This window comes from Neoroseomonas oryzicola (genome assembly GCF_012163135.1).
Taxonomy (GTDB): Bacteria; Pseudomonadota; Alphaproteobacteria; order Acetobacterales; family Acetobacteraceae; genus Neoroseomonas; species Neoroseomonas oryzicola.
Genome location: NZ_JAAVUP010000023.1, coordinates 1 through 23,622, shown reverse-complemented (window position 1 = coordinate 23,622; position 23,622 = coordinate 1). Strand labels below are relative to the sequence as shown.

The following is a 23,622-nucleotide window of genomic DNA, read 5'->3' as shown; positions in this document are numbered from 1 at the left end:
AATAGGCGATGGCTTCGAGGCGCGGCACGCCGCCCCAGGCGGGGTCGCAGATGGCGGCCAGTTCCTGCGCCGTCTGGACATGGGTGACGATGGCCGGGGCCGCCGGCGCGGCAGTCCCCTGCGCCATGGCCCTAGGGCCGAGAGTCACGGAGCCTGCCAAGGCCATGGCCAATGCAACTGACGTCCCGGTTCGCATGACGATCTCCTCCAATGCTGAGAGGGCCTGCGGCTTGGCTGAGCCGCCGCCCCGTGTTGCGGCTGAGGGTACGCACATCGGTTTACTAAGCCTTCTGCATGCAACGATCCGCATGTGGCGGTGCCGTCCTGGTCAGAAGTTCCTTCGATTGTCGTGCGTTGGGCGATTATGCCGATTGCGATAGTTGCCCTGGGCCTGGCGGGTGTAGGTGCGCGGCCAAGACGCTTGTGACTGGTTATACAAGTAGGGCGTTGCGCCGTTCTGATAGACATACGGCGAGGCGAGGTGCGTGTTGCCGGTAAAGGTGCCGTATGGCTGCCGGTAGTATCCGTCGTTCACCCCGACGCAGGCAGACAGGCTGACTCCAGCCAGGAGCAGGACTGCAAGACGCGTTGTGCGCACGGTCGTCTCCTTTGCCTCAGCGGGTTCCGGTAGTCCCGACCGCACGGTCGATCGCGCGCCCTGCGGCCGTGCCAGGGGGATTGCCGGGCATGCGGTCGGACTGCATGGGATGGGCGCCGGAGACATTGCTGCCCGCGGCGCGGTCCCACGCGCGCGTGGCCGCGGTGCCGGGCCGATTGGTGGGGCTGGCCTGTCACTGTTCGCAGGTACTGGCGCCGAGGGCCAGCAGCCCGAACGCGAGAAGTCGGAAGGACGTCATGCAGTCTCCTCCTCATTGGGGCTTGCGGGCGAACGCAACAGCATCTGAGGCAGTGACCACTGCGACCGAACAGCGAGGCCAATCGACAACTTTCATTTCCTATTCTTTTAGGCGGCGCGCATATTGATGTCCGTCAAAGTAACGAGAACTTTCAGGGGTGCCTGCCCACGAACCTTGGCTGCGTCTTCAGAGTCATCTCCAACGGGATGGAGCACAGCGCGCCGGGTCAGCAGCGCTCCATCGGGTTGCGTTGGATCAACGTCACAAGCGTCGCGTTGATTCGGACGACATGAAACCGATCATCGGTTTCGACGTATTCCTCGCGGCTGGCGGCAATCGCACCTACTTCCGGCAGCCCGGGCGAACACTCTTTCAGGACGAAAGATGCTTCACGCCAGCGCAGGAGGATCGGTCATGAACAACATCGTCTACATCGTCGGCGCTGTGGTCATCGTGCTGTTCATTCTGGGATTTCTCGGCTTGCGATAAGTCACTTAGGCCGAAGAACGAAGCCCCAGCAGGCGCGAGGTTTGATCCGCGGCAGCGCATACGAAACAAGGTGTGGCTAGGAATGACTTGGGGATAAGTCGTGTGAAGACGAAACTCGCGCGCTCCCTGCGCGTTGTCGGCACGGAAGGCAGGGCTTGGCCCTGCCCATCGGACGGCGACTAGCGTCGTCCGCCAGGAGGATGACATGACCCAGCACACTCGCCGGCACCTGCTTCCCTTGGGCGCTGCAATCGCCATCGCGCCCACCCTGCTGACCGTAGCGCCGCGGAGGGCCCAGGCCGCCACGCGCGCAGAGATTGACGGCGAGGTCACAAACGCGTTGCGCACATTGCGCGCGCAGGACAACACCCGCCCGCTCTTCGCCGGGGCCAAGTCCATCCTCATCTTCCCGCGCATCCTGAGCGGCGGCTTCATTGTCGGCGGCCAGTACGGCGAGGGTGCGCTGATCGCGGGCGAACGTACGATCGGTTACTACAATATCGCCGGCGCATCCTTCGGTTTCACGATCGGCGCGCAGGTCGCCGGGCTCGCGATGTTCTTCATGACGGATGCCGCGCGCGCCGCGCTCGATGCCGCGAGCGGCTGGGAAATCGGCACCGGCCCGACGGTCGTCGCGGTCGACCAGGGTCTGCAGGCCAACATCACGTCGACAACGCTGAGCGAGCCCGTCTACGCGATCAGCTTCAGCCAGCAGGGGCTGATGGCTTCCCTATCGATCAACGGGTCGAAGATCACGCGCATCAACCCGGAGTGAACGTTCACGTCGTGCCGGGACAGGCATGGCGTGCTCGTCGCTACGGCATCCTCATGGTGGAAGGTTTCCGTGACCAAGAGTTCCGAAGGCACAACCGAAGACATCGCGGCGAATCTGGCCGCGCTCCGGTAGGACGTTGCCGGTCTGTCGGAATCCATCAGCGCGCTGCTGCAGAAGCAGGCGCAGGGCGCCTGCCCAACACTTCTCCGATGCGGTTGGCGATGCAAAGGCCAAGTTCGCCAGCACGACCGCCGACGTGAAGTCGCGCGTCAACGCTGCAGGCGGGGAGATCGAGGCCAGCACCGAACGCAATCCGATGCCGACCGTGCTAATCTTGTTCGGTGTCGGGATGGCGCTCGGCATGATGAGCCGCTCGCGGCACTGACCAGTTTGAGTTGGATCAACGCAACGCGCAGGGAGATGGCCGATCATTATGCTCGGCCGAACCGTTCCCCTGCTCTCATTACGACGCGCGGCTGACACCAGCGCCCTGGAAGCGAGGCGGCGTCTCCTTCATCGCCGTTAGCTTGTCGTGCCAGCAATGGGACATCGGGTCATGAACAATATCGTCTACATCGTCGGCGCCGTTGTAATTGTGCTCGTCATCCTGGGACTTCTCGGCCTGCGCTGAGGCGTCTCCGGGCTGCGGCAGAAGACGCAGGCCATGACACGCTGCCCGGTTCGATTGGGTTCGGGAGCGTACGGTTAGACATTGCCATTCGTGCTCCAGGATCTGCGCGCCCGCTGTCCTTCAGTGCGTGGGCATTGACGCAAGCTGCCCCAGAGGACGACCAGCATGGTGGATGCAACTATCGCCAAGGAGCCCGGCCTCGGCCTGAGTGAGCGGGAGGTTGCAGCCCGCCTGAAAGCCGACGGATACAACGAACTGCCACGCGCCGGGCGGCGGACGCCATTCCGGATCGTGCTCGAGGTGCTGCGCGAGCCGATGCTGGCGCTGCTGCTGGGCGGCGGTGTGCTCTACCTCCTGCTCGGCAGCCCGGAGGAGGCGCTGATCCTGCTCGCCTTCGCGCTGTTCTCCATCGTGATCACGGTCGTCCAGGAAAGCCGCACCGAGCGCGTCCTCGAGGCGCTGCGTGACCTGACCAGCCCGCGCGCCCTGGTGATCCGTGGCGGCGAACGAAGGCGCATCGCCGGCCGCGAGGTCGTGCGTGGAGATTTGATCGTGCTGGCGGAGGGTGACCGAGTTCCGGCCGACGCCAGGCTGATCAAGGCGACTGACGTCCAGACCGATGAATCCTTGCTCACGGGGGAGTCGGTGCCGGTGCGGAAGGTGGCGAGCGTGGCATCGCCGCCAGCGCGCCCGGGCGGCGATGATCTACCGGATGTCTTCTCCGGCTCGCTGGTGATCCGCGGCAGCGGCATCGCGGAGGTGACGGGGACCGGCCCGCGCAGCGAGATCGGCCGAATCGGCCAGTCGCTGAACACGCTGGAGACCGAGCCACCACGATTGCAGGCACAAATGCGCCGGCTGGTGAAGCTCTGCGCCATCTTTGGTGGCGTCGTCAGCGTGCTGGCTGTGGTGCTCTATGGCAGCCTGCGTGGCGGGTGGCTCGACGCCCTGCTGGCCGGCATCGCGATTGGCATGTCCATGCTACCGGAGGAACTACCCGTCGTGCTCACCGTCTTCATGGCGATGGGCGCCTGGCGCATCTCCAAGGCGCGGGTGCTGACGCGCCGTGCTGCAGCGATCGAGACGCTCGGCTCCGCCACGGTGCTCTGCACGGACAAGACGGGCACGCTGACGCAGAACCGCATGACCGTGGCTGAGCTGCGCTTGCCGGATGGAACAGGCTTCCGGCCGGACGGTGGCGTTTTGCCGGAGCAGTTTAGGCCATTGGCCGAGACGGGTAGGCTGGCAAGCGCGCCGCAGCCGTTCGACCCGATGGAGAAGGCCTTCCACGCGGTTGCTAAGGGCATCTCCGACACTGGACTGCCTGGCTCATCCGACCTGCTCCGCACCTATGGCCTCCGCCCCGATCTGCTCGCGATGAGCAATGTCTGGCGGTCCGGCACGGAGGGGAGCGAGGCGATCGTTGCTGCCAAGGGTGCCCCCGAAGCGATCGCCGCGTTGTGCCACCTGGATGCCGATGCCCGCGCTGATCTGACCGCGCAGACCGAAGATCTGGCAGCGAAGGGCATGCGCGTGCTTGCCGTGGCCCACGCTGCGCATCGCGGTGAGTCATGGCCGGAGACGCAGGATGGCTTCGACTTCCGCCTGCTTGGGCTGGTGGGGCTGGCGGACCCGCTGCGGCCAGGCGTGGTCTACGCGGTGGCCGAATGTCGCACGGCCGGCATCCGCGTCGTCATGATCACCGGCGACTACCCGACCACCGCCGCCGCCATCGCGCACCAGGCCGGCCTGGATGCCGAGACCATCGTGTCCGGGGACGCGCTGGCCGGCATGGACGACGCCATGCTGGCGGAGCAGGCGCGCAACACAACGGTGTTCGCGCGGATCATGCCGGAGCAGAAGCTACGCATCGTGACCGCCCTGAAGGCGGACAGCGAGATCGTCGCCATGACGGGCGATGGGGTGAATGACGCGCCATCGCTCAAGGCCGCGCATATCGGCATCGCCATGGGCGGGCGCGGCACCGATGTGGCGCGCGAGGCGTCGTCGCTCGTGCTGCTGGATGATGATTTCGGCTCGATCGTCGCGGCCGTGCGCCTGGGCCGCCGCGTCTTCGACAATCTGCGGAAGTCGATGGGGTTCATCATCGCGATCCACGTGCCTATCGCGGGCCTCGCGCTGCTGCCGCTCATCTTCGGGCTGCCGATACTGCTCTGGCCGATGCACATCGCCTTCCTGGAAATGGTCATCGACCCCGTGTGCACCCTGGTCTTCGAGGCCGAGACGGAGGAAGAGGGCATCATGCAGCGCCCGCCTCGCGATCCTGCGGCGCCGCTCTTCTCGGCCTCGCTGCTCGGCTGGAGTGTGGTGCAGGGCGTCGTGGTGCTCGCGCTGACGGCGGGCATTTTCCTATTGGCGCTGGATCGCGGTATGCCGGAACAGGAGGCCAGATCGCTGACTTTCGTCGCCCTCGTACTTGGCATCGTCAGCTTGATCTTCGTGAACCGGTCCTTCAGTGCCTCGATCATCACGGCGTTCCGGCGTCGTAACGCGGCGCTGCGCTGGGTGATGCTGATCGTGACGGTCATGATTGGAGTCACGCTGCTCGTTCCCTTCGTCCAGCGCATGTTCCGCTTCGGCCCGCTGCATGCCGATGATCTGGCAGTGACGGTCGGGGCGGGCCTTCTGGCCATCATCATCCTGGAAGTACTGAAGCCGCATTGGCGCAAGCGCCTGATGACATGATGCACCATTGCTACAATCTCGCACACCGCGCTGGGCATCAGGCTGCGGGGGGGCCTGGAGCGAGAGCGCCATGAGTTACGTGGCCCTGGGTAGGCGGATCTAGTTACGGCGGCCGTCGCTTCGTCACCTGTACTGACAGCGTCGCCGCGCCGAAATCGAATGTCGCGCCCGAGATGTTCCGCGCCATCACGCGCACCTTGTTGTTGGACCAGGCCGCGGCGTCGAGCTCGATGAAGCGCGTCGACGATGCCAGCGCCGCATGTGCAAGGTCTCCCTGCCCGCGCCGGCGACGGTGGCGTCGAGCAGGCTGGTCGCCCCCGGCGCCAGATTCGGCAGATCCCACGCCACCTCCGCCGCGAACTCCCGCTGCCCCACCGGCAGCGTCGGCCTGACGCAGCGCAGCGCGGGCGTGACTTCCTGCAGCCCGTAGATCCGACCCTGGTAAACGGTGACCTCGCCGACGGGCCCGGGGATGAGCCGAGCGCAGAGGAATCCGCCACTCCACCTGACCTGACCCCGTAGAAGCGGTCCGCCGGTACTGTCGTCTGGCGGCAGCGTGGTCCTGACCCCGGAAACTGATCCATCGGGAGGCAGGTCAAGAACTCAAGCTGCCGCCGGAACCCGAGGCGGAGGTCGAAGAGGAACGTCGAGACTCCCGAGAGTACGCTCTCCGGAACCGAAACAGACGCCCCGTGCCTCCCGAGCAACCGCGAGACGGACTCACGTGTTCCCGCCACTATTTCCGCGCCGTGGAGCCCTCCCTGTCGCCGAACGAGCAAAGCCCTGCAACCAACCGACGTCATCGACGTTGTTGGGTAACAGCACTCGGACAAGGAGAGAGAGGGATGAAGCGGTCACAGGCAATCCTTGGCGGCCTGGTCCTGGTGATGACGATGGCGACACAGCCCAGCTACGCGCAGGCCCCGCCCGTGCTGATCTACTCGCAGGCCCTTTCGCCCGCCGCGACGGTCCTTATCCAGGAGAAGCTGCAGCAGGCGGGGGTCTACGCCGGCCGGGCCGACGGTATCTGGGGGCCGGATAGCCAGGCGGCGCTGGAACGCTTCCAGCAGACGAGAAGCCTTCAGGTGACGGGGCAGTTGAACCAGGCCACGGTAGCTACGCTTGGCGTGACGCCCGGGGATCTGCTCGTGGCGCGGCCCGCCCAGCCGCCTGCGGCAGCCTCGTCAGGCGCTGCGGTGCCGGACCTTCTTAGCTCAGCCGCGGTGCGGAACGTGCAGCAGCGTCTCCGGTCGCTTGGCTTCTATCGCGGTGCGACCGATGGTCTCTGGGGTGCCGGCACGCAGACAGCCATCGAGCGATTCCAGCAGGGGCGAGGTTTGCAGGCGACCGGCCAAGTGAATCCCGCGACCCTTCAGGCGCTGGGGCTCGACCCGAATGACCCCGCTGCGCCGCGTCGGCTTCAGTAGGGCCTGATTCAAGCAGCAGTCGCGCCGCTTCAGACCCGTGTCACCAGTTGACGGACAACGAGCACAGAGAGCTACCGCGATCGCAGAACTCGCCGGAGGGCTCGATGTGACAAGATTCATTCCTCCCGCATTCCGGCGCGCCGGCCTGGCGTCGCTGTGGGCCAGCGGTGCTCCTGTCCGCGAGGAACTCTTCAGTATCGAGCGCCTCGAGGAACACGCGCGCAGCCTCGCCGTGGCACAGACGATCACGCCGAAGCCCTTGAAGGTCTACCCGCTGGCCGCGCGGCTCATGGACAACGCAGTTGTGCTGCTCGACGCCTATCGCGCGATCGGCAAGGCCGCGGAGGAAGGCGCCGCCATCACGCCTGCAGCGGAATGGCTGATCGACAATTATCACCTCGTCGAGAAGCAGATCCACGAAATCCGCGAAGATCTGCCACCCCGCTACTATCGGCAGTTGCCGAAACTCGCCACCGGGCCCTTGGCAGGATATCCGCGTGTCTTTGGCATCGCCTGGGCTTTCGTCGCCCACACGGACAGCCACTTCGCGCCCGAGACGCTGTGCCGCTTCGTGCGTGCCTACCAGGACGTCGAGGCGCTGACGATTGGCGAACTCTGGGCGATCTCCATTACGCTCAGGATCGTCCTGGTGGAGAATCTGAGGCGGTTGGCAGCGCAGGTCGTTGCTGATCGCGCGTCATGCCAGGTGGCCGACGAACTCGCGGACCGCCTGCTGGGCGCGGGCGGCCGCACGGCCGAGCCATTGGCAGCGGTGCTGGCGCATCCCGACGGCGCGCCGCCGACCAACGCCTGTGCGGTTCAGCTCCTGCACCGGCTGCGTGACCAGGATCCCAGGATCGTCCCTGCGCTGGCCTGGCTTGACGAGTGCCTGGCGAGGCAGGGCACTTCTGCAGAAGCAGTCGTGCGGGACGAGCACCAGCGCCAGGGCGCAGCAAGCGTCTCCGTCCGCAACATCATCACCAGCCTGCGCATGGTCTCCGATGTCGAATGGCCTGCGCTCTTCGAGCGCATGAGCCTCGTCGACGACGTCCTGGCCGAAGGCGTGGACTTCCGGGACATGGATTTCCCGACCCGCAACCTCTATCGCAGCGCGATCGAGGAACTGGCGCGCGGATCAGGTCATAACGAACTCGACATCGCCCGCAGCGCGGTGCTCGCTGCACAGCAGGCCGCAGCCATGGACGCGGACGCCACGGACGGGCGCAGGGGCGATCCAGGCTATCACCTCCTCGCGGGTGGTCGCGCCGCCTTCGAAGCGGCGATCGGCTTCAGGCCGTCGCTGCGCGGGCGGGCCTGGCGGTTGAATCAAGCACTCGGCATCGGAGGCTACGCCAGCGCGATCACCCTCGTCGCCGCCTTCCTCCTCCTGTTGCCCCTGATGGCCATGCGCGCGGGTGGGCTGAACGACGCTTCGCTGGCGCTGCTCGCCGCGCTGGGTGCGATCCCGGCCCTGGACGTCGCGGTCGCGCTGGTGAACCGAGGCACGGCATGGGGTTTCGGTCCAAGGCTCCTGCCCGCCCTGGAACTGCGCGAAGGCGTGCCGTCGCATCTGCGGACGCTGATTGCGGTGCCGATGCTCCTGACATCGCCGGAGGCGATCCACGAGCAGGTCGAGCGATTGGAGGTCCAACATTTGGCAAGTTCCGACGGCGATCTCCACTTCGCACTCCTCTCGGACTGGCCCGATGCTTCGAGCGAACAGGTGGACGGCGACGCCGCCCTGCTCGGCGCCGCGGCAGAGGGTATCGCCGAGTTGAACCGGCGCCATGGCCCGGCGCCCGGCGGCGCCAGGTTCCTGCTGCTTCACCGGCGGCGCCAGTGGAGCGAGGGCGAACGACGCTGGATCGGCTGGGAACGCAAGCGCGGAAAGCTGCACGAGCTGAACCGATTGCTCCGCGGGGCGACGGACACGAGCTTCATCAAGGTGGGCGAGCGACCTGGCGCTGTGCCAAGCGGCATCCGCTACGTCATTACGCTCGACGCTGACACGAGACTGCCGCGCGACACGGTCTGGCGGCTGATCGGCAAGATGGCGCATCCTCTCAACCACCCAAGGCTCGATCCGCGGGCGGGCAGGATCGTCGAAGGCCACGCGGTGCTCCAGCCACGGGTTACGCCCTCGCTGCCGGTCGGCCGGGAGGGTTCGCCGTACCAGCGGATCTACTCGAGCCACAGCGGCATTGACCCGTACGCGTCGGCAGTCTCCGACGTGTACCAGGACCTCTTCGGTGAAGGCTCCTATGCCGGCAAGGGCATCTATGACGTCGATGCCTTCGAGGCGGCGCTTGCGGGCCGGGTACCCGAGGCCACGATGCTCAGCCACGACCTGTTCGAGGGTATCTTCGCTCGTGCCGGCCTGGCCACCGATGTCGAGGTGGTCGAGGAGTTTCCTGCCCGCTACGACGTCTCGGCGCTTCGTCAGCACCGCTGGGCGCGGGGCGACTGGCAATTGCTGCCGTGGATCCTGGGAGCGGCGCCCGCCCCTGTGGGTCGTGGCTCGGAGTCCGGCACCCTGCCCGGGATCGGGCGCTGGAAGATGCTCGACAACCTGCGCCGGACCTTGTCGGCGCCGGCCATCGTGCTTGCTTTCCTGATCGGCTGGACCCTTCCCTTCCACGCGTCACTTGCATGGACGGCGTTCCTGCTCTCGACCGTCGTGCTACCGACGCTCATTCCCGTCATCAGCGCGATCCTGCCACGCCGCCGCAGGTTGACGCTGCGGAGCCGACTGCGCGCCTTCGGGGTCGATGTCCGCCTCGCACTTGCCCTCTCGCTGCTCATCGTCACCTTCCTTGCGCATCAGGCCTGGCTGATGGTCGATGCAATTGCGCGCACGCTCGTGCGCCTCCTCGTCACCCGCCGGCACCTGCTGGAATGGGTGACCGCGGCCCAGGTGACGACCGGGTGCCGGCTCAATCTCCTCGACTTCCACCGCCGGATGGCGGGTGCGCCAGCAATTGGTGGCCTGGCCATCCTGATCGCCTCGTTGTGGGGTCATCAGACGTGGCCACTCGCGGCACCCTTTGCCCTGCTCTGGATCGCCTCGCCCGGCATTGCGTGGTGGGCAAGTCGCCCACCGGCTGCCGCGGGCAGGCTGGCGATGACGGAGGCCGACATGCGCGGCCTACGACTGACGGCACGACGCACATGGCGCTTCTTCGAAGACTTAGTGACGACTGCCGACAACATGCTGCCCCCTGACAACTTTCAGGAAGACCCGACCCCGAAGGTGGCTCACCGCACGTCGCCGACGAACCTTGGCCTCTATCTCCTGTCGGTGCTGAGTGCCCGTGACTTCGGATGGATTGGCACCGCAGATGCGGTCGAGCGGCTCGAGGCGACTTTTGCGTCCATGCGTCGCCTCGCCCTGTTCCGAGGCCACCTCTACAATTGGTACGACACGCGCGACCTGCGGCCGCTCGATCCGCGTTACGTCTCCACCGTCGACAGCGGCAATCTGGCGGGACACCTCATCGCGCTCGCGAATGCCTGCCGGGAATGGCGCGAGTTGCCGCTGAGCGCTAAGGCACGCATCGCCGGTATCGCTGACGCGCTGGACATCACACGCGCCGAGAGTGTCCGCGTGCGCGACGGACGCCGGACGCAGACCGTGACCTGGCAGCAACTGGACGACGCGCTCGCGACACTCGCGACCGAAGCGCAGCGGCTGTCCCCGGAGGTCGAGCCAATCTCGGAACGCCTCGCGGGACTCGCCGCCCAGGTCGAAATCATGGCCGACATCGCAGCCGCGCTTGCCGCTGAGCGCGGCGATGCTGCCGGAACGGACATGCTGTCCTGGGTGGCGGCGGTGCAGCGCTCGATCGAGAGCCACCGCCGGGATTTGGTGACACCCGCGGGGCCGGACGCAGCGTTGCAGGCCCGCATCTCGGCCCTGGAGGACTCCGCCCGTGCCATGGCGCTCGGCATGGAGTTCGACTTCCTGCTCGATCACGACCGCAAACTGCTCTCCATCGGCTATCTGGTGCCCGAAGGCAGGCTTGATCCCAGTTGCTACGACCTGCTCGCCTCCGAGGCGCGGCTCGCGAGTTTCTTCGCGATTGCCAAGGGCGACGTCCCGACTCGCCACTGGTTCCGTCTCGGCCGCGCGGTCACGCCGGTGGCGTGGGGCGCCGCGCTGATCTCGTGGTCGGGATCAATGTTCGAGTACCTGATGCCGTCGCTCATCATGCGCGCACCGGCCGGGAGCCTGATCGAGCAGACGAACCGCCTCGTCGTACGGCGCCAAGTCGACTACGGGACGACACTCGGCCTGCCCTGGGGCGTATCTGAATCGGCCTACAACGCCCGCGACCTGGAACTGACGTACCAGTATTCCAGTTTCGGCGTTCCGAGCCTTGGCCTGAAGCGGGGCCTGAGCGAGAACACCGTCGTCGCGCCGTACGCGACAGGGCTTGCCACCATGGTCGATCCGACCTCGGCAGCCAGTAACTTCCGGCGCCTCGCCGAGATCGGCGCGCTCGGACGCTACGGTTTCCGCGAGGCCCTGGACTACACGCCGGGCCGCGTGCCGGAGGGCCAGGAGGTCGCGATCGTGCGCGCCTTCATGGCGCATCACCAGGGTATGACCATCGTCGCCATCGCGGACGCACTGCTCGATGGCGTTATGCGGGCCCGCTTCCATGCGGAGCCCATCATCCAGGCGACCGAATTGTTGCTGCACGAGCGCACGCCGCGCGACATCACCGTCATGCCGTCCTGGATCGCCGATACGCACCCCGCCGTCCAGCTGAAGGAAATCGAGACCGTCGGCGGTCGCCGCTACATCTCCGCGCGGGACGCGACGCCGGCCGCACATCTGCTCTCGAACGGGCGCTACACCGTCATGCTCACCGCGGCCGGCTCTGGCCAGAGCCGCTGGCAAGGCCAAGCTGTGACGCGGTGGCGCGAGGATGCCACCTGCGACGATCTGGGGTCCTACATCTTCCTGCGCGACATCGGAAGCAACGTGATCTGGTCGGCGGGCTTCCAGCCGTGCGGCGTCGAACCCGACGACTACGAGGTCATGTTCCACGAGGATCGCGCCACGTTCACGCGGAGCGACGGCGAGCTCACCACGACGCTGGAGGTGCTGGTCTCCGCTGAGGACGATACCGAGGTCCGCCGCGTCTCGATCTCGAACGCGGGTACCGGCACACGGGAGATCGAGGTCACATCCTATGCCGAGCTCGTGCTGGGCCCACAGACGGCGGACGTGGCGCATCCCGCGCTGTCGAAGCTGTTCGTCGAGACGGAGCATCTGGCTGGACTCGGCGCGATCCTCGCAACCCGCCGGCGACGCTCTCCTTCGGAGCCCGAAATCTGGGCTGCGCACCTCGCCATCGTCGACGGAGAGGCTTTGGGTCGACAGGAATTCGAGACCGACAGGGCCCGCTTCCTCGGGCGCGGGGCGAGCATCCGCAGGCCAATCGCGATGTCGGACGGCCGCGCGCTCTCCAACACGGTTGGCACCGTGCTCGACCCGGTCTTCGCGCTGCGCCGACGCGTCCGGATCCCGCCTGGCGCCGTCGCCCGCGTGACGTTCTGGACGATGGCCGCCTCCTCCCGCGACGTGCTTCTCGAACTCGTGGACAAGCACCACGACACCACGGGCTTCGAGCGGGCTGCCATGCTGGCCTGGACGCAGGCACAGGTGCAGCTCCATCACCTCGGCATCGATGCGGGCGAGGCGGGACTGTTCCAGCGGCTCGCGGGGCACCTGCTCTACACCACGTCGAGCCTGCGTCCGTCCTCCGACATCATAAGGCGCGGTGGTGGCGGGCAGCCGGGGCTGTGGCCCCTGGGGATTTCCGGGGACCTGCCCATCATCCTGCTGCGCATCAACGATGTCGAGGAAATCGGAATCGCCCGGCAGTTGCTGCAGGCGCACGAGTATTGGCGGATGAAGCAGTTTGCTGTCGATCTCGTGATCCTGAACGAGCGCGCCTCCTCCTATGTCCAGGACCTCCAGGTCGCGCTCGAGACCCTCGCCCGGACGAGCGAGTCGCGCTCGCCGCACCAGGATGCCGGGCCGCCCGGGCGCGTCTTCGTGGTGCGCGCGGACCTGATGTCCTCCGAGACAGCCGCGTTGCTCGCGGCAACGGCACGTGTGGTGCTCGTTGGCCGGCGTGGGCGCCTGTCGGACCAGCTGAACCGTGCGCCTGAGCGCGGGGCGACGACCTGGGCGCGTCCGGCGGCGGCCACGGCGGTGATGCCGCATGTTCCGCCGCGATTACCGAAGCTCGAACTCTTCAACGGGCTCGGCGGATTCGCGGAGGACGGACGAGAATACGTCACCATCCTGGGACCCGGACGATCGACACCGGCGCCCTGGATCAACGTGATTTCCAATCCATCCTTCGGCTTCCAGGTGGCGACCGAAGGCAGCGGATACACCTGGTCGGTCAACAGCCGCGAGAACCAGCTGACTCCATGGTCGAACGACCCGGTGGCGGACCGGCCGGGTGAGGCCTTCTACCTGCGCGACGAAGACACTGGCGCGCTGTGGAGTCCCACCGCACTTCCCATCCGTGACGAAGCAGCGACCTTCGTGGCTCGTCACGGCCGCGGCTACAGCCGGTTCAGCCATGCGGGGCATGGGATCGAGAGCGAGCTCCTGCAGTACGTGCCGCTGGACGATCCGATCAAGATTTCGCGGCTGGTGCTGCGCAATGTCTCGGGCCGCGCGCGCCGACTTTCGGTCACCGCGTATGCCGAATGGGTTCTTGGCCCTTCGCGCTCCGCCTCGCTTCCCTTCGTGACAACGGATATCGACAGCGAGACCGGCGCGATGTTCGCCCGCAATCCCTGGAACCCGGCCTTCGCGTCGCGCGTCGCATTTGCCGATCTTGCCGGCCGGCAGACAGACTGGACGGGAGATCGGCGAGAGTTCATCGGCCGCAATGGAACGCTCGCCCGCCCTGCGGCGCTCGCGGGCGCAGGGGCCCTGTCCGGGACTACGGGGGCTGGGCTTGATCCCTGCGGCGCGCTGAGGACCACGTTCGAACTGGCGCCAGGGGACGTCCTGGAGATTGTCTGCTTCCTCGGCGAGGCCGCCAGCGCCGAAGATGCACGCAGCCTGATCGCGCGCTACCGGGCGTGCGACCTCGACGCCGTGAAGGCGGAGGTGGGTCGTCATTGGGACGATGTCCTCGGCGCGGTGCAGGTGCGCACGCCGGACCCGGCGATGGACATCATGCTGAATGGCTGGTTGCTGTATCAGACCCTGGCCTGCCGGGTCTGGGCGCGCTCCGGCTTCTATCAGGCGAGCGGCGCGTACGGCTTCCGTGATCAGTTGCAGGACGGCATGGCGCTCGCCGCCTCGCGTCCGGCGCTGACGCGAGAGCACCTGCTGCGAGCCGCCGCGCGGCAATTCCCAGAGGGCGACGTGCAGCATTGGTGGCTGCCGCATTCCGGCCAGGGCGTGCGGACGCGGATCTCCGACGACCGGGTTTGGCTCGCCTTTGCCGTCGCGCACTATCTCGATGCGACTGGGGACACGGCCGTACTGGATGCGGAAGTCCCATTCCTGGAAGGCCAGCGGCTGACGGCGAGCGAGCATGACAGCTTCTTCCAGCCGACGGTTACGGATGAGACGGCGACGCTGTTCGAGCACTGCGCCCGCGGCGTCGACACGAGCCTCGCGATCGGGCCGCATGGTTTGCCCCTCATCGGTACCGGCGACTGGAACGACGGGATGAACTGCGTCGGCGAAGAGGGCCGTGGTGAGAGCGTATGGCTCGGCTGGCTGCTCGACGCTGCGCTCGTGGCATTCGCGCCCATCGCCGAGGCGCGCGGCGAGACAGAGCGCGCGGCCCGTTGGCGCGCGCACGCCGTGTCGCTGCGAGCATCGATGGAACGTGAAGGTTGGGATGGGGGCTGGTACCGGCGCGGCTACTTCGACGACGCTTCGCCGCTCGGCTCCACCACCAGCGATGAATGCCGGATCGATTCCATCGCGCAATCCTGGTCAGTCCTGTCAGGTGCGGCTGATCCGGTGCGCGCGGCTCAGGCCATGGCGGCGGTCAGGCGTGAGCTTATCCGCCCGCAGGACGGCCTTGCGCTGTTGTTCACGCCGCCGTTCGACAAGACGCCGCTCAACCCCGGCTACATCAAGGGCTATCCACCGGGCATCCGCGAGAATGGCGGCCAGTACACGCACGCTGCCATCTGGTCCGTCATGGCGTTCGCTGCGCTTGGCGAGGGCGACACGGCGGCCGAGCTTTTCGCACTGCTCAATCCAATCAACCACGCCCGGACCCGGGCAGGCGTGCACCGCTATAAGGTGGAGCCGTATGTCATGGCAGCGGACGTCTATTCGGCGCCAGCGCTTATCGGGCGCGGTGGCTGGACGTGGTATACGGGCTCCGCGGGATGGATGCAGCGCGCCGGCATCGAGAGCATCCTTGGGCTGCGCATACGGGGCCCGGTCTTGTTCCTCGACCCGTGTATTCCGAGGGCTTGGCCGCGCTTCGAGATAGACGTCGCGTGCGGTAATGCGCGGTACTTCATCCAGGTGGACAACCGCGTGGGCGTCAGCAGGGGCATAGGCGCCGCCACATTGGATGGCGCTTCGATCATGGACCGTCCGCTGCGAATTCCGTTTGTCGACGATGGCGTGCATCACCTGGTCAACCTGACGCTTGGATGATCTTCGCTGCCGTCGTGACTGTTTGCCGGAGAGGCGCCCTGATGTTGACCCGGTTTCGTGGACACCCCGAGGCTTGAGATGGAGGTGTCTGAGATGCCGAGGTTCAGGGTGCCCTACCCGCCGGAGTTCCGGCGGCAGGTGGTGGAGTTGGTCCGGTCGGGACGAACCCCGCAGGACCTTGCGCGTGAGTTCGAACCGAACGCGCAGTCGATCGCTCATTGGGTTCGCCAGGCGGATCGTGAGGCCGGAGCGAGCAAGGGCGGCGGGACGACCAGCGCGGAGCGCGACGAACTGAGCCGTCTTCGCCGTGAGAACCATCGCCTGCGCCAAGAGCGCGACATCTTGGCAAAGGCGGCGGCCTGGTTCGCGCGGGACAAGACCCCGTCCGGGTCTTCGAATTCATGAACGCGCACCAGGCCGAAATCCCTATCCGTGTCATGGCCCGCGTGCTGCGGGTCTCGGCCTCCGGCTACTACGCGTGGCGCAGCCGGCCGGCCTCGGCTCACGCCCAGGCCGATGCCGTCCTGCTGCGGCGGATCCGCACGATCCATGGTGGTTCGCAGGGCACCTACGGCGCGCCGCGGGTGCATGCCGAACTGCAGGCCGAGGGCACGGCGATCGCCCGCAAGCGCGTGGCGCGGCTGATGCGCCAGGCCGGGCTGCGCGGTGTGTCGCGGCGCCGTTTCCCGACCACGACGCGGCGCGAGCCGACGCATAGGCCAGCCAACGATCTCGTCGGCCGCGTCTTCACGGCGCCGGCGCCGAAACTGCTGTGGGTGGCCGACATCACCTATGTGCCGACCGCGGCAGGCTTCCTGTTCCTCGCCGTCGTCCTCGACGCCTGGTCCAGGCGCATCGTTGGCTGGGCGATGGCGAACGACCTGCGCACGCAGCTCGTCCTCGATGCCCTCGACATGGCCGTCACCACGAGGAAACCGGCCAATGTCGTGCATCATAGCGATCAGGGCAGCCAATACACGTCGCTGGCCTTCGGGATGCGATGTCGGGAAGCCGGCGTTCGCCCCAGCACGGGATCGGTCGGCGACGCCTACGATAACGCGCTGGCCGAGGGGTTCTTTGCCACGCTCGAATGTGAACTGCTCGATCGGCGCCGCTTCCGATCCCAGGCCGAGGCCCGCATGGCCGTCTTCCACTTCATCGAGGGCTTCTACAATCCGGCCAGGCGCCACTCGTCTCTCGGCTACCTCTCGCCCATCGAATTCGAAGCGAGGAAGATGCTCATGAAGGAATGACCGCTACCCACAAACCGTCCATGGAAGCGGGGCAACTCCAACATCAAGATCGCCGCTGGCCTCGCGGTGCCCGCGGGAGATCAGCAGGCCGAGCAGCCGCAGCGCGGGGCATGACAACCTGGCCGCAAGGCTGCGCATGAAAGCCGCGTGCAGCCGCACTTTGCCTTGCAGGCGTTGTAGTTGGGCGACCACGGACGGCAGCGCAGCGCCCACCTCTCGGCACGGCACGAAGTACTCCGCGGCGCGGCCGCGGGCCCCGGCTTGGCCCCGCGGACGGCTGCCGGCCTGCGCCAGTTCCAGGAATCCAGCCGCGATCGCTTCCCGGATGCCGGCAGCGATGGCGCTGCGGCCGGGCGGCACCGCATTGTCCTGGCGGCGGCTAGCGGGCGACGGAGAGCGGATCTGGTTGTAGCCGAGCACGGCGCGGCCGCGCTCGCCCGGGCGGTGGGAGGGCGCCCAGTTGGCATTGGCCAGCCAGAACACTCGAAATGCCGCCGGGCTGAGGCTGCGGGCCGCACCCTGCAGCCAAGTGGTCGGCACTGATGCATAGAAATCCTCGGGGCGGAACCGACCGCCGTGCAGGATGCGGCGCTGTTCCGCCTTCATGCGGTCGAGCCCACTCATCGGGGCGCTCCCGGCAGCGTCGCGCCGGCGGCGGCCGATGCCAAACTGGCCGCCAGGGGCGATGTTCGGAACCTTCGCGCAAGAATTGATGCGGACATCTGATTGGGAGCTCCCGGGTTGGGCGCCTGAGCGCGCCCCGGGACGCTGCCGTCACGACCATGCGGTGGGACCGCCTGAGGTACTGTCGGATCTACGTCGCCATCCGAGTCCGCGACTGCGGTGATGCACCCGCTACGCTTGCTCGCCTGCCCCTGGGATGCCGCACCGCGCGCTGCGCGCCCTCCCGATTCGTCAACCCGCAAGGGATTTCTTTCACCAGGGCGAGAGGTTTGCCGTCAGCGGGATAACGGCGTGTTTTCAGTGATTTGAGCGATCTCTCGGACGGCAGCCCCCCACGTGCGGCGCCGTCGGGACCGGCTGATCACATTTGTACGCCACACGTCGTGACGGCGCTCTGGGGGCATGGCCGCACGCCCGCCGCCGCCCGAATCGACCTGCCGCACCGAGCCTCCTGGCCCGGCGCTTCAGGCTGCCGGGAGCACGCCGGTGGGTTCGAGCGCGTGTGCGCCCAACGCCGATCCTCTGATCCGTCTCGTTCGTGCCCTGGCCCGGCAGGCGGCGCGGGAGGCGTTGGCGCGGCCGGAACGCTCCACCTCCAGCAGCCTTGAGGACCTCCAATGACGTTCAGTGATGCCGGCTCCGACACCTCGTCCGAGGTGCATGCCGCCGAACAGCCGCCGCGCCCGCTGACCGGCGGCGCGGCGCGCCAGGCGCGTTACCGCGCCAAGCGCCAGCTGCGCTCGACCGACCTCCCGGCCGAGTTCTTGCAGCGCGTCGGCCGCCTCTGTGCCGAGATGAGCCTGAGCACCCACGCGGTGCTGGCGCTTGCGGTCGACCTTCTAGAGGAGCGGCGCCGCTCGGAGCAGCCTAAGTCGCCCACCCCGCGCCGCCAGCGCCCGGGCGCGGCCCGGTCACCCGAGACGCCTGAGCCGCTTCAGCAGGAGCTCTTCTGATGCGCCGGGTCACCGCCCGGCAGGCGTCACCGGGTGATGCATGTTGCCAGGGCAAGGAGAGCGTCGGGGCCGATCGCGGCGGTCAGTCTCCGGGGCATCACCCGGTGATGCAGGGGGGCGGGGTCGAGGGGGGCGTCACGGGTGACCCGGCCCCGCAGCGCGGTGTTTCCGGCGTACCCCCGATGTCGACCGGGGCGCTGGCGCGCAGCCTCGGGATGGGCCGCCGCGCGCTGCCGCCGGGCGGCCGCCTGCGCTCGCTCGCGGAGGTGGCCGAGTACCTGGGCGTCTCGATCCGCACGGTCCGCCGCCTGATTGGCCGCGGGGAACTGCGGGCGCACCGCGTGGGTCGCAGCCTGCGCATCCAGGACGCCGAGCTGGCGGCCTATGTCGCGGCCTCGATGGAGCAGTAATAACTGTCCCGAATTGTCCTGTATTGGTACGCAGTTATTCGGCTATTCTGAGTACGTGTACTGAGTAACGAGAAACGTTTCCTTGTATACGCACTCAGAAATGTCTAAATCCGGCAACAAAAGGCCACGGGAGTTCAGTCATGACCCACATGCCCGACCCACAGACGCTCCTCGCGCCGCCGCCCAGCGACTTCTCCCTGGCCAACCTGCGGGCCGTCGTGCTGCGGGATGAGGCGCTGCCCGAGCGGCGCCGAGCCCTGATGGCTTCCGCCATCAATACCGCCGGCCGCGCGCTGCGCCGCCCGATCGAGACCATCCCCGCCGACCCGGTCCGGCTGCGCCCACTGCTCGATCCGGTCACGCCGGCGATGGCGCGGCTGACCGCCGGCAGCTGGTCGAATGTCCGCTCGATGCTGGCGGCAGCGCTCGCGCGGGTCACGCCGGGCTTCCTGCCGCAGCGCTTCGACCTGGCGCCCAGCCCGGTCTGGCAGGCGCTGCTCGACCGCGTCCGCCCCGATCGCGACGCCCTGTTCCTGCTCGGACGCTTCGGCCGCTGGGCGACCCAGCTGGGGATCGAGCCCGAGGCGGTCGATGACGCGGTGCTCGAGCGGTACCGCGAGGCTCTCGTGCATCGCAGCCTGACCAGCGAGCCAGCCAAGATCCTGCGCAAGACCATCCGCGTGTGGAACGCCGCCCTCGCCCGCTCCGAGGACGGGGAGGCGGCGCCGCTCGCCCTGCCGAACAGCAAGGCCCGCTACAGCCTGCCGTGGGACACCTATCCGCCGTCCCTGCTCACAGAGATTGAGCGCTGGCTCGACCGGCTCGGCCGCGATCCGTTTGCCGATCGCGACTTCCGCGCGCTGCGCCCGGCCTCGATCCGGAGCCGGCACAAGTACCTGGCGCTCTATCTCGGCGCCCTGGTGGAGGCCGGCCAGGATCCGGCCGCGATGACCTCGCTCGCCGGGGCGGTGACGGTCGAGAACGCCCGCGCGGCGCTGCGGATCATCTACGCCCGGCAGGGCGAGCGCCGCACCCAGCACATCGCCGGCATCGCCGGCGTCGCCTTGATGATCGCCCGGCACTGGCTCGCCCTGCCGCACCAGGACTGCGAGACACTGCGTCGCCTGGCGCGCAATCTGCGCCCCGAGCATGAGGGGCTGGCGCCGCGCAACGAGGCGCGGCTCGCGCAGGTCAACGAGCCGCGCCGCCTCGACATGGTCCTGGCGCTGCCCAACACCCTGGCCGGACGGGTGCGCCGCGCCGGCCCGCCGACCGTGACCCTGGCGCAGACCTTCCAGACCGCGGTCGCGATCGAGCTGTTCCTGATGACCGGGCTGCGGATCGCCAACGTGACGGAGCTCGAGATCGGCCGCACGCTGCTGCTGCGCGAGCGGGGTGGTATCGACATCCTGGTCCCGCGGGAGAGCGTCAAGAATCGCACCCCCTTCACGGCCGATCTGCCCTGGGTGTCGGCGCGCCTGCTGCGCGAGTACCTCAAGGTGTACCGCCCGCTGCTCGGCGATGCGGCCTCGCCGTGGCTCTTCCCCGGGGCGCGGCCGGGCACCCACAAATCGACTGGAGCTCTGCGCGATCAGGTGACCAAGGCCATGGCCGGTGTCGCCGGGGTGGCGTGGCACCCGCACCTGTTCCGGCACCTGCTGGCGCATCTCGAGCTCAGCGAGAACCCGGGCGCGGACGCGCTGGTCACACGGGCGCTCGGCCATAAGCGGGCGGATACCACCCGCGCACATTACTCCGGCTTCCAGACCAAATCGGCGATCCGCCAGCATGACGAACTGGTGCTGCGCCGCCGCGCCGGGATGCAGGCGGGGCGCAAGGGGCGGTGCTGATGGAAAGCTGCCCATCCACGGGCCGTCTGTCGCTGCCGCTGGCCGACTGGCCGGCGACCGACCGTGACGCGTATGCGGCGGCCTGCCGACGCGGCGATCCCTTCGAGGAGGGCGGCGGCGCTGCCGGGTGGCGCCCGGCCACCCACACTGCGCGGATCTGGGCCTATGGGGCTTGGCTCAGCCACCTGCAGCGCTTCGGGGTGGACCTCGAAATGGAGGCCGCCACAGAGCGCCTGACCCCCGAACGGGTCAGGGAGCATGTGCGGGCCCTGCGCGAGCGCTGCGCGTCGTATTCGGTCGCTGGCCTTCTCGGCCACCTGCTCGGCTTTGTCCTGGCGGTCTGGCCGGGGCGTGACTGGCACTGGCTGTCGGAGATGCACCGGCGGGAGCAGCGCTTTGCCGAGCCGGTCCGCAACAAGGCCGCGCGGATCGTGCCGCAGGAGGACCTGCTGCGGCTCGGCTGCGACCTGATGGTGCAGGCCGAGGCCCGCTCCATGCCGCCGTCGGGCAGCGTTGGCCCGACCCATCCTGCGCTGCTGTTCCGCGCCGGCCTGCTGATTGCGCTGCTGGCCATGCGGCCGCTCCGCCGTCGGAACCTCCTCGAACTCGCGATCGGCTCGACCCTCCGGCGAACCGACGAGGGGTGGGAGATCGCCCTCCCCGGTGCCATCACCAAGAACCACACGCCGCTGGTGCAGTCGGTCCCCAGCGTGTTGGTGCCGCCGCTCGAGGCCTATCTGGCACTCTATCGCCCGCGCCTCGCCGAGGTACATGGCCGCGGGCCGGCGAGCACATTTCCGCACAAGCCCAGCAACGCCCTGTGGCTGTCCCGTTGGGGGGCGCCGCTGACGGCGAGCGGGGCCCGGGCGCTGGTGGAGCAGCACACCCGCGAGCGCTTTGGCCATCACGTGAACTGCCATCTGTTCCGCGACTGCGCGGCCACCTCGCTGGCCGAGGACAACCCGGAGCACGTCCGTATCGCCGCCGACCTGCTGGGGCACCGCAGCTTCGCCACCACAGCGCGCTACTACATCGCCGCCGGGCAGCGCCGGGCGCTGCGGCGCGTGCAGAGCACGATCCTCGCGCATCGCCGGGGGGCACGCGGTGCGGGCAGGTATGCTGCATTTCCTCTGGAGTCGGAGCGGTCGTGATGACGCGAGTCGCCATCTACGCGCGCTACAGCAGCGACGCGCAGTCGGAACAATCCATCGAGGACCAGGTGCGGGTGTGCCGGGCGCGCGCCGAGCGCGAGGGATGGACGGTGGTGGAGGTCTACGCCGACTACGCGCTCAGCGGGGCCTCGGCGTCACGACCGCAGTTCCAGCAACTGATTCGCGATGCCCGGGCGGGACAATTCGAGGTGATTCTCGCCGAGGCGCTGGACCGTCTGAGTCGGGACCAGGAGCACATCGCCGGTTTTCATAAGCAGATGTCATTTGCCTCCGTGCAGGTCGTGACGCTGTCCGAGGGCGCCATCTCGGAACTGCACGTCGGCCTCAAGGGCACGATGTCGGCGTTGTTCCTCAAGGACTTGGCACAGAAAACCCATCGCGGCCTGGAGGGACGGGTCCGGGCCGGCGGCAGCGGAGGCGGCCTCAGCTACGGCTACCGCATCCGCCGCGGGCTGCGCCCCGATGGTACGCCGATCACCGGCGAGATGGAGATCGCGGTCGAGGAGGCGGCCATCGTGCGCCGGATCTTCACCGCCTTTGCCGCCGGCCAGTCCCCGCGCTCGATCGCTAAGGTGCTGAACGCCGAGGGCGTGCCGGGGCCGCGCGGTGGCAAGTGGACAGCGTCGCTGCTACTCGGCGGTGCCGGGCGCGAGACCGGCCTGCTGAGGAACCGGCTCTATATCGGTGAGCGGGTATGGAACCGGCAGCGCTTCATCAAGGACCCGAGCACCGGCAAGCGGGTGGCGCGGCCGAACCCGCGCGAGGCCTGGATCACGACCTCCGTGCCAGACCTGGCCATTATCGATGCCGAGACCTGGGACCTGGCGCAGGCGCGCCTGTCCGCGAACCGCCGGGCAGTTCTCGATTTAAGTTCGTCTGCGGCCGAGCCAACCGCAAACCGAGGCGAGCGGCTCGGAACGGTCCGCCGGCCGCGTTGGCCGCTGTCCGGCCTGGTGCGATGTGGCGTCTGCAATGGCCCGTTGACCGTGATGGGACCGAACGGTCGGCTGGGCTGCGCGAACTACGTGGAGCGTGGCACGTGCACGAACCGCCGGACCATCCTGCGTGGGGTCTTGTTGCCCCGCGTTCTGGTCGGCCTCAAGGAACGGCTGCTGGCACCGGAGTTGGTCGAGGAGTTCGTCCGTACCTACGTCGCCGAGGTCAACGCGGCGAACCGGGAACGCGGCGCGCGCCAGGCGGGGCTGGAACAGCAGCGCGCCAAGTTGACCCGCCAGATCCGTAACCTGCTCGAACTGATCAAGGACGGACACGGCGGGGCGGCGATGGCAGCGGAGGTGCGCGATCTCGAGCGGCGGCAGGAGGAGCTGGCCCAGCAAATCGCCGCGGCCGGGGAGCCGGAGCCGACTCCCGTCCTGCACCCGAACCTGCCGGCGCTGTACCGGCGCCGGGTCGAGGCGCTGGAGGAGGCGCTGGCCGATGCGGTCACGGCCATGGCGGCGACAGAGGCCCTGCGCGCGCTGATCGACGCGATCCTGGTCTTCCCGGGCGAGCGGCGCGGCGAGGTCACGGTGTCGCTGCGCGGTGATCTGGCGGCCTTCCTGCATGCGGCGGGTGAGCCAGAGGCTGGGAGCGGAGACGCGAAAAAGGCCGCGAACCTTACGGTTGGCGGCCTTGGTCGGGAAGTTATGGCGTCGTTGGATGCGGGGACAGGATTTGAACCTGTGACCTTCAGGTTATGAGCCTGACGAGCTACCGGGCTGCTCCACCCCGCGTGGGTGTGGTGGGT

Annotated in this window: 14 protein-coding genes and 1 tRNA gene; 10 read left to right on the top strand and 5 right to left on the bottom strand. The window is 67.9% G+C overall.

Going from position 1 to position 23,622, the window contains the following annotated elements; translation table 11 throughout:
• Positions 1-328: 328 nt before the first annotated feature.
• On the bottom strand, positions 329-598 hold the full coding sequence (locus GWK15_RS24900; protein ID WP_168044191.1) for a hypothetical protein: 270 nt from the start codon (positions 596-598) through the stop codon (positions 329-331).
• 953 nt (positions 599-1,551) lie between these two features.
• On the opposite strand from GWK15_RS24900, the gene GWK15_RS24895 reads away from it, so the two are divergent.
• A complete protein-coding gene (locus GWK15_RS24895; protein ID WP_168044189.1) occupies positions 1,552-2,121 on the top strand; it encodes a lipid-binding SYLF domain-containing protein in 570 nt (189 codons plus the stop codon).
• Between the two features lie 51 nt (positions 2,122-2,172).
• Here the strand turns inward: GWK15_RS24895 and GWK15_RS24890 are convergent, their stop codons facing one another.
• Positions 2,173-2,553, bottom strand: a complete 381-nt coding sequence (locus GWK15_RS24890; RefSeq protein ID WP_168044187.1) for a hypothetical protein — start codon at positions 2,551-2,553, stop codon at positions 2,173-2,175.
• A 364-nt stretch (positions 2,554-2,917) separates the two neighbouring features.
• Here GWK15_RS24890 and GWK15_RS24885 point away from each other — a divergent pair, with 364 nt between their 5' ends.
• Positions 2,918-5,458, top strand: a complete 2,541-nt coding sequence (locus GWK15_RS24885) for a cation-translocating P-type ATPase (RefSeq protein ID WP_168044185.1) — start codon at positions 2,918-2,920, stop codon at positions 5,456-5,458.
• A gap of 103 nt (positions 5,459-5,561) precedes the next feature.
• On the opposite strand, the gene GWK15_RS24880 is transcribed toward GWK15_RS24885, so the two are convergent.
• On the bottom strand, positions 5,562-5,801 hold the full coding sequence (locus tag GWK15_RS24880; RefSeq protein ID WP_168044183.1) for a hypothetical protein: 240 nt from the start codon (positions 5,799-5,801) through the stop codon (positions 5,562-5,564).
• Positions 5,802-6,303: 502 nt separating this feature from the next.
• Between GWK15_RS24880 and GWK15_RS24875 the strand changes: the two genes are divergently transcribed.
• The 3 genes from GWK15_RS24875 (at position 6,304) to GWK15_RS24865 (ending at position 16,806) form a co-directional block, all read left to right on the top strand.
• Complete coding sequence (locus tag GWK15_RS24875) at positions 6,304-6,885, top strand: peptidoglycan-binding domain-containing protein (protein ID WP_168044181.1); 582 nt, start codon at positions 6,304-6,306, stop codon at positions 6,883-6,885.
• Positions 6,886-6,991: 106 nt separating this feature from the next.
• A complete protein-coding gene (locus GWK15_RS24870) occupies positions 6,992-15,553 on the top strand; it encodes a GH36-type glycosyl hydrolase domain-containing protein (protein WP_168044179.1) in 8,562 nt (2,853 codons plus the stop codon).
• 93 nt (positions 15,554-15,646) lie between these two features.
• Positions 15,647-16,806 (top strand): IS3 family transposase gene (locus tag GWK15_RS24865; RefSeq protein WP_168044177.1). Its coding sequence is split into 2 segments (ribosomal slippage): positions 15,647-15,908 and positions 15,908-16,806, totalling 1,161 coding nucleotides; the frame shifts between segments, so codons are not numbered across the junction.
• A gap of 3 nt (positions 16,807-16,809) precedes the next feature.
• Here the strand turns inward: GWK15_RS24865 and GWK15_RS24860 are convergent.
• Complete coding sequence (locus GWK15_RS24860; RefSeq protein ID WP_168044175.1) at positions 16,810-17,430, bottom strand: hypothetical protein; 621 nt, start codon at positions 17,428-17,430, stop codon at positions 16,810-16,812.
• Positions 17,431-18,107: 677 nt separating this feature from the next.
• Between GWK15_RS24860 and GWK15_RS24855 the strand changes: the two genes are divergently transcribed.
• From GWK15_RS24855 to GWK15_RS24835, 5 genes are all read left to right on the top strand, one after another.
• Entirely contained in the window at positions 18,108-18,443 is a 336-nt protein-coding gene (locus GWK15_RS24855; protein WP_168044173.1) for a hypothetical protein, read from the top strand.
• A gap of 107 nt (positions 18,444-18,550) precedes the next feature.
• Positions 18,551-18,853, top strand: coding sequence for a helix-turn-helix domain-containing protein (locus GWK15_RS25715; protein WP_209442413.1), 303 nt, complete (start codon positions 18,551-18,553; stop codon positions 18,851-18,853).
• A 140-nt stretch (positions 18,854-18,993) separates the two neighbouring features.
• On the top strand, positions 18,994-20,703 hold the full coding sequence (locus GWK15_RS24845; RefSeq protein ID WP_168044171.1) for a tyrosine-type recombinase/integrase: 1,710 nt from the start codon (positions 18,994-18,996) through the stop codon (positions 20,701-20,703).
• Positions 20,703-21,854 carry a site-specific integrase gene (locus tag GWK15_RS24840; RefSeq protein ID WP_168044169.1) on the top strand — a complete coding sequence of 384 codons (1,152 nt, stop codon included), beginning with the start codon at positions 20,703-20,705 and terminating at the stop codon, positions 21,852-21,854. Before GWK15_RS24845 ends, GWK15_RS24840 begins: the two co-directional genes overlap by 1 nt.
• Positions 21,854-23,575 carry a recombinase family protein gene (locus GWK15_RS24835; protein ID WP_168044193.1) on the top strand — a complete coding sequence of 574 codons (1,722 nt, stop codon included), beginning with the start codon at positions 21,854-21,856 and terminating at the stop codon, positions 23,573-23,575. The genes GWK15_RS24840 and GWK15_RS24835 overlap by 1 nt, the downstream gene beginning before the upstream one ends.
• Here the strand turns inward: GWK15_RS24835 and GWK15_RS24830 are convergent.
• Positions 23,532-23,608, bottom strand: a tRNA-Met gene (locus GWK15_RS24830). The two genes, GWK15_RS24835 and GWK15_RS24830, sit on opposite strands and share 44 nt — an antisense overlap.
• Positions 23,609-23,622: the final 14 nt, after the last annotated feature.

What these genes read in the sequence shown, in the direction of transcription:
- GWK15_RS24895 (WP_168044189.1), top strand. Translation starts at nt 1,552, where the DNA reads ATGACCCAGCACACTCGCCGGCACCTGCTTCCCTTGGGCGCTGCAATC.
- GWK15_RS24890 (WP_168044187.1), bottom strand. Translation starts at nt 2,553, where the DNA reads ATGATCGGCCATCTCCCTGCGCGTTGCGTTGATCCAACTCAAACTGGT.
- GWK15_RS24885 (WP_168044185.1), top strand. Translation starts at nt 2,918, where the DNA reads ATGGTGGATGCAACTATCGCCAAGGAGCCCGGCCTCGGCCTGAGTGAG.
- GWK15_RS24875 (WP_168044181.1), top strand. Translation starts at nt 6,304, where the DNA reads ATGAAGCGGTCACAGGCAATCCTTGGCGGCCTGGTCCTGGTGATGACG.
- GWK15_RS24860 (WP_168044175.1), bottom strand. Translation starts at nt 17,430, where the DNA reads ATGAGTGGGCTCGACCGCATGAAGGCGGAACAGCGCCGCATCCTGCAC.
- GWK15_RS24855 (WP_168044173.1), top strand. Translation starts at nt 18,108, where the DNA reads ATGACGTTCAGTGATGCCGGCTCCGACACCTCGTCCGAGGTGCATGCC.
- GWK15_RS25715 (WP_209442413.1), top strand. Translation starts at nt 18,551, where the DNA reads ATGCAGGGGGGCGGGGTCGAGGGGGGCGTCACGGGTGACCCGGCCCCG.
- GWK15_RS24845 (WP_168044171.1), top strand. Translation starts at nt 18,994, where the DNA reads ATGACCCACATGCCCGACCCACAGACGCTCCTCGCGCCGCCGCCCAGC.
- GWK15_RS24840 (WP_168044169.1), top strand. Translation starts at nt 20,703, where the DNA reads ATGGAAAGCTGCCCATCCACGGGCCGTCTGTCGCTGCCGCTGGCCGAC.
- GWK15_RS24835 (WP_168044193.1), top strand. Translation starts at nt 21,854, where the DNA reads ATGACGCGAGTCGCCATCTACGCGCGCTACAGCAGCGACGCGCAGTCG.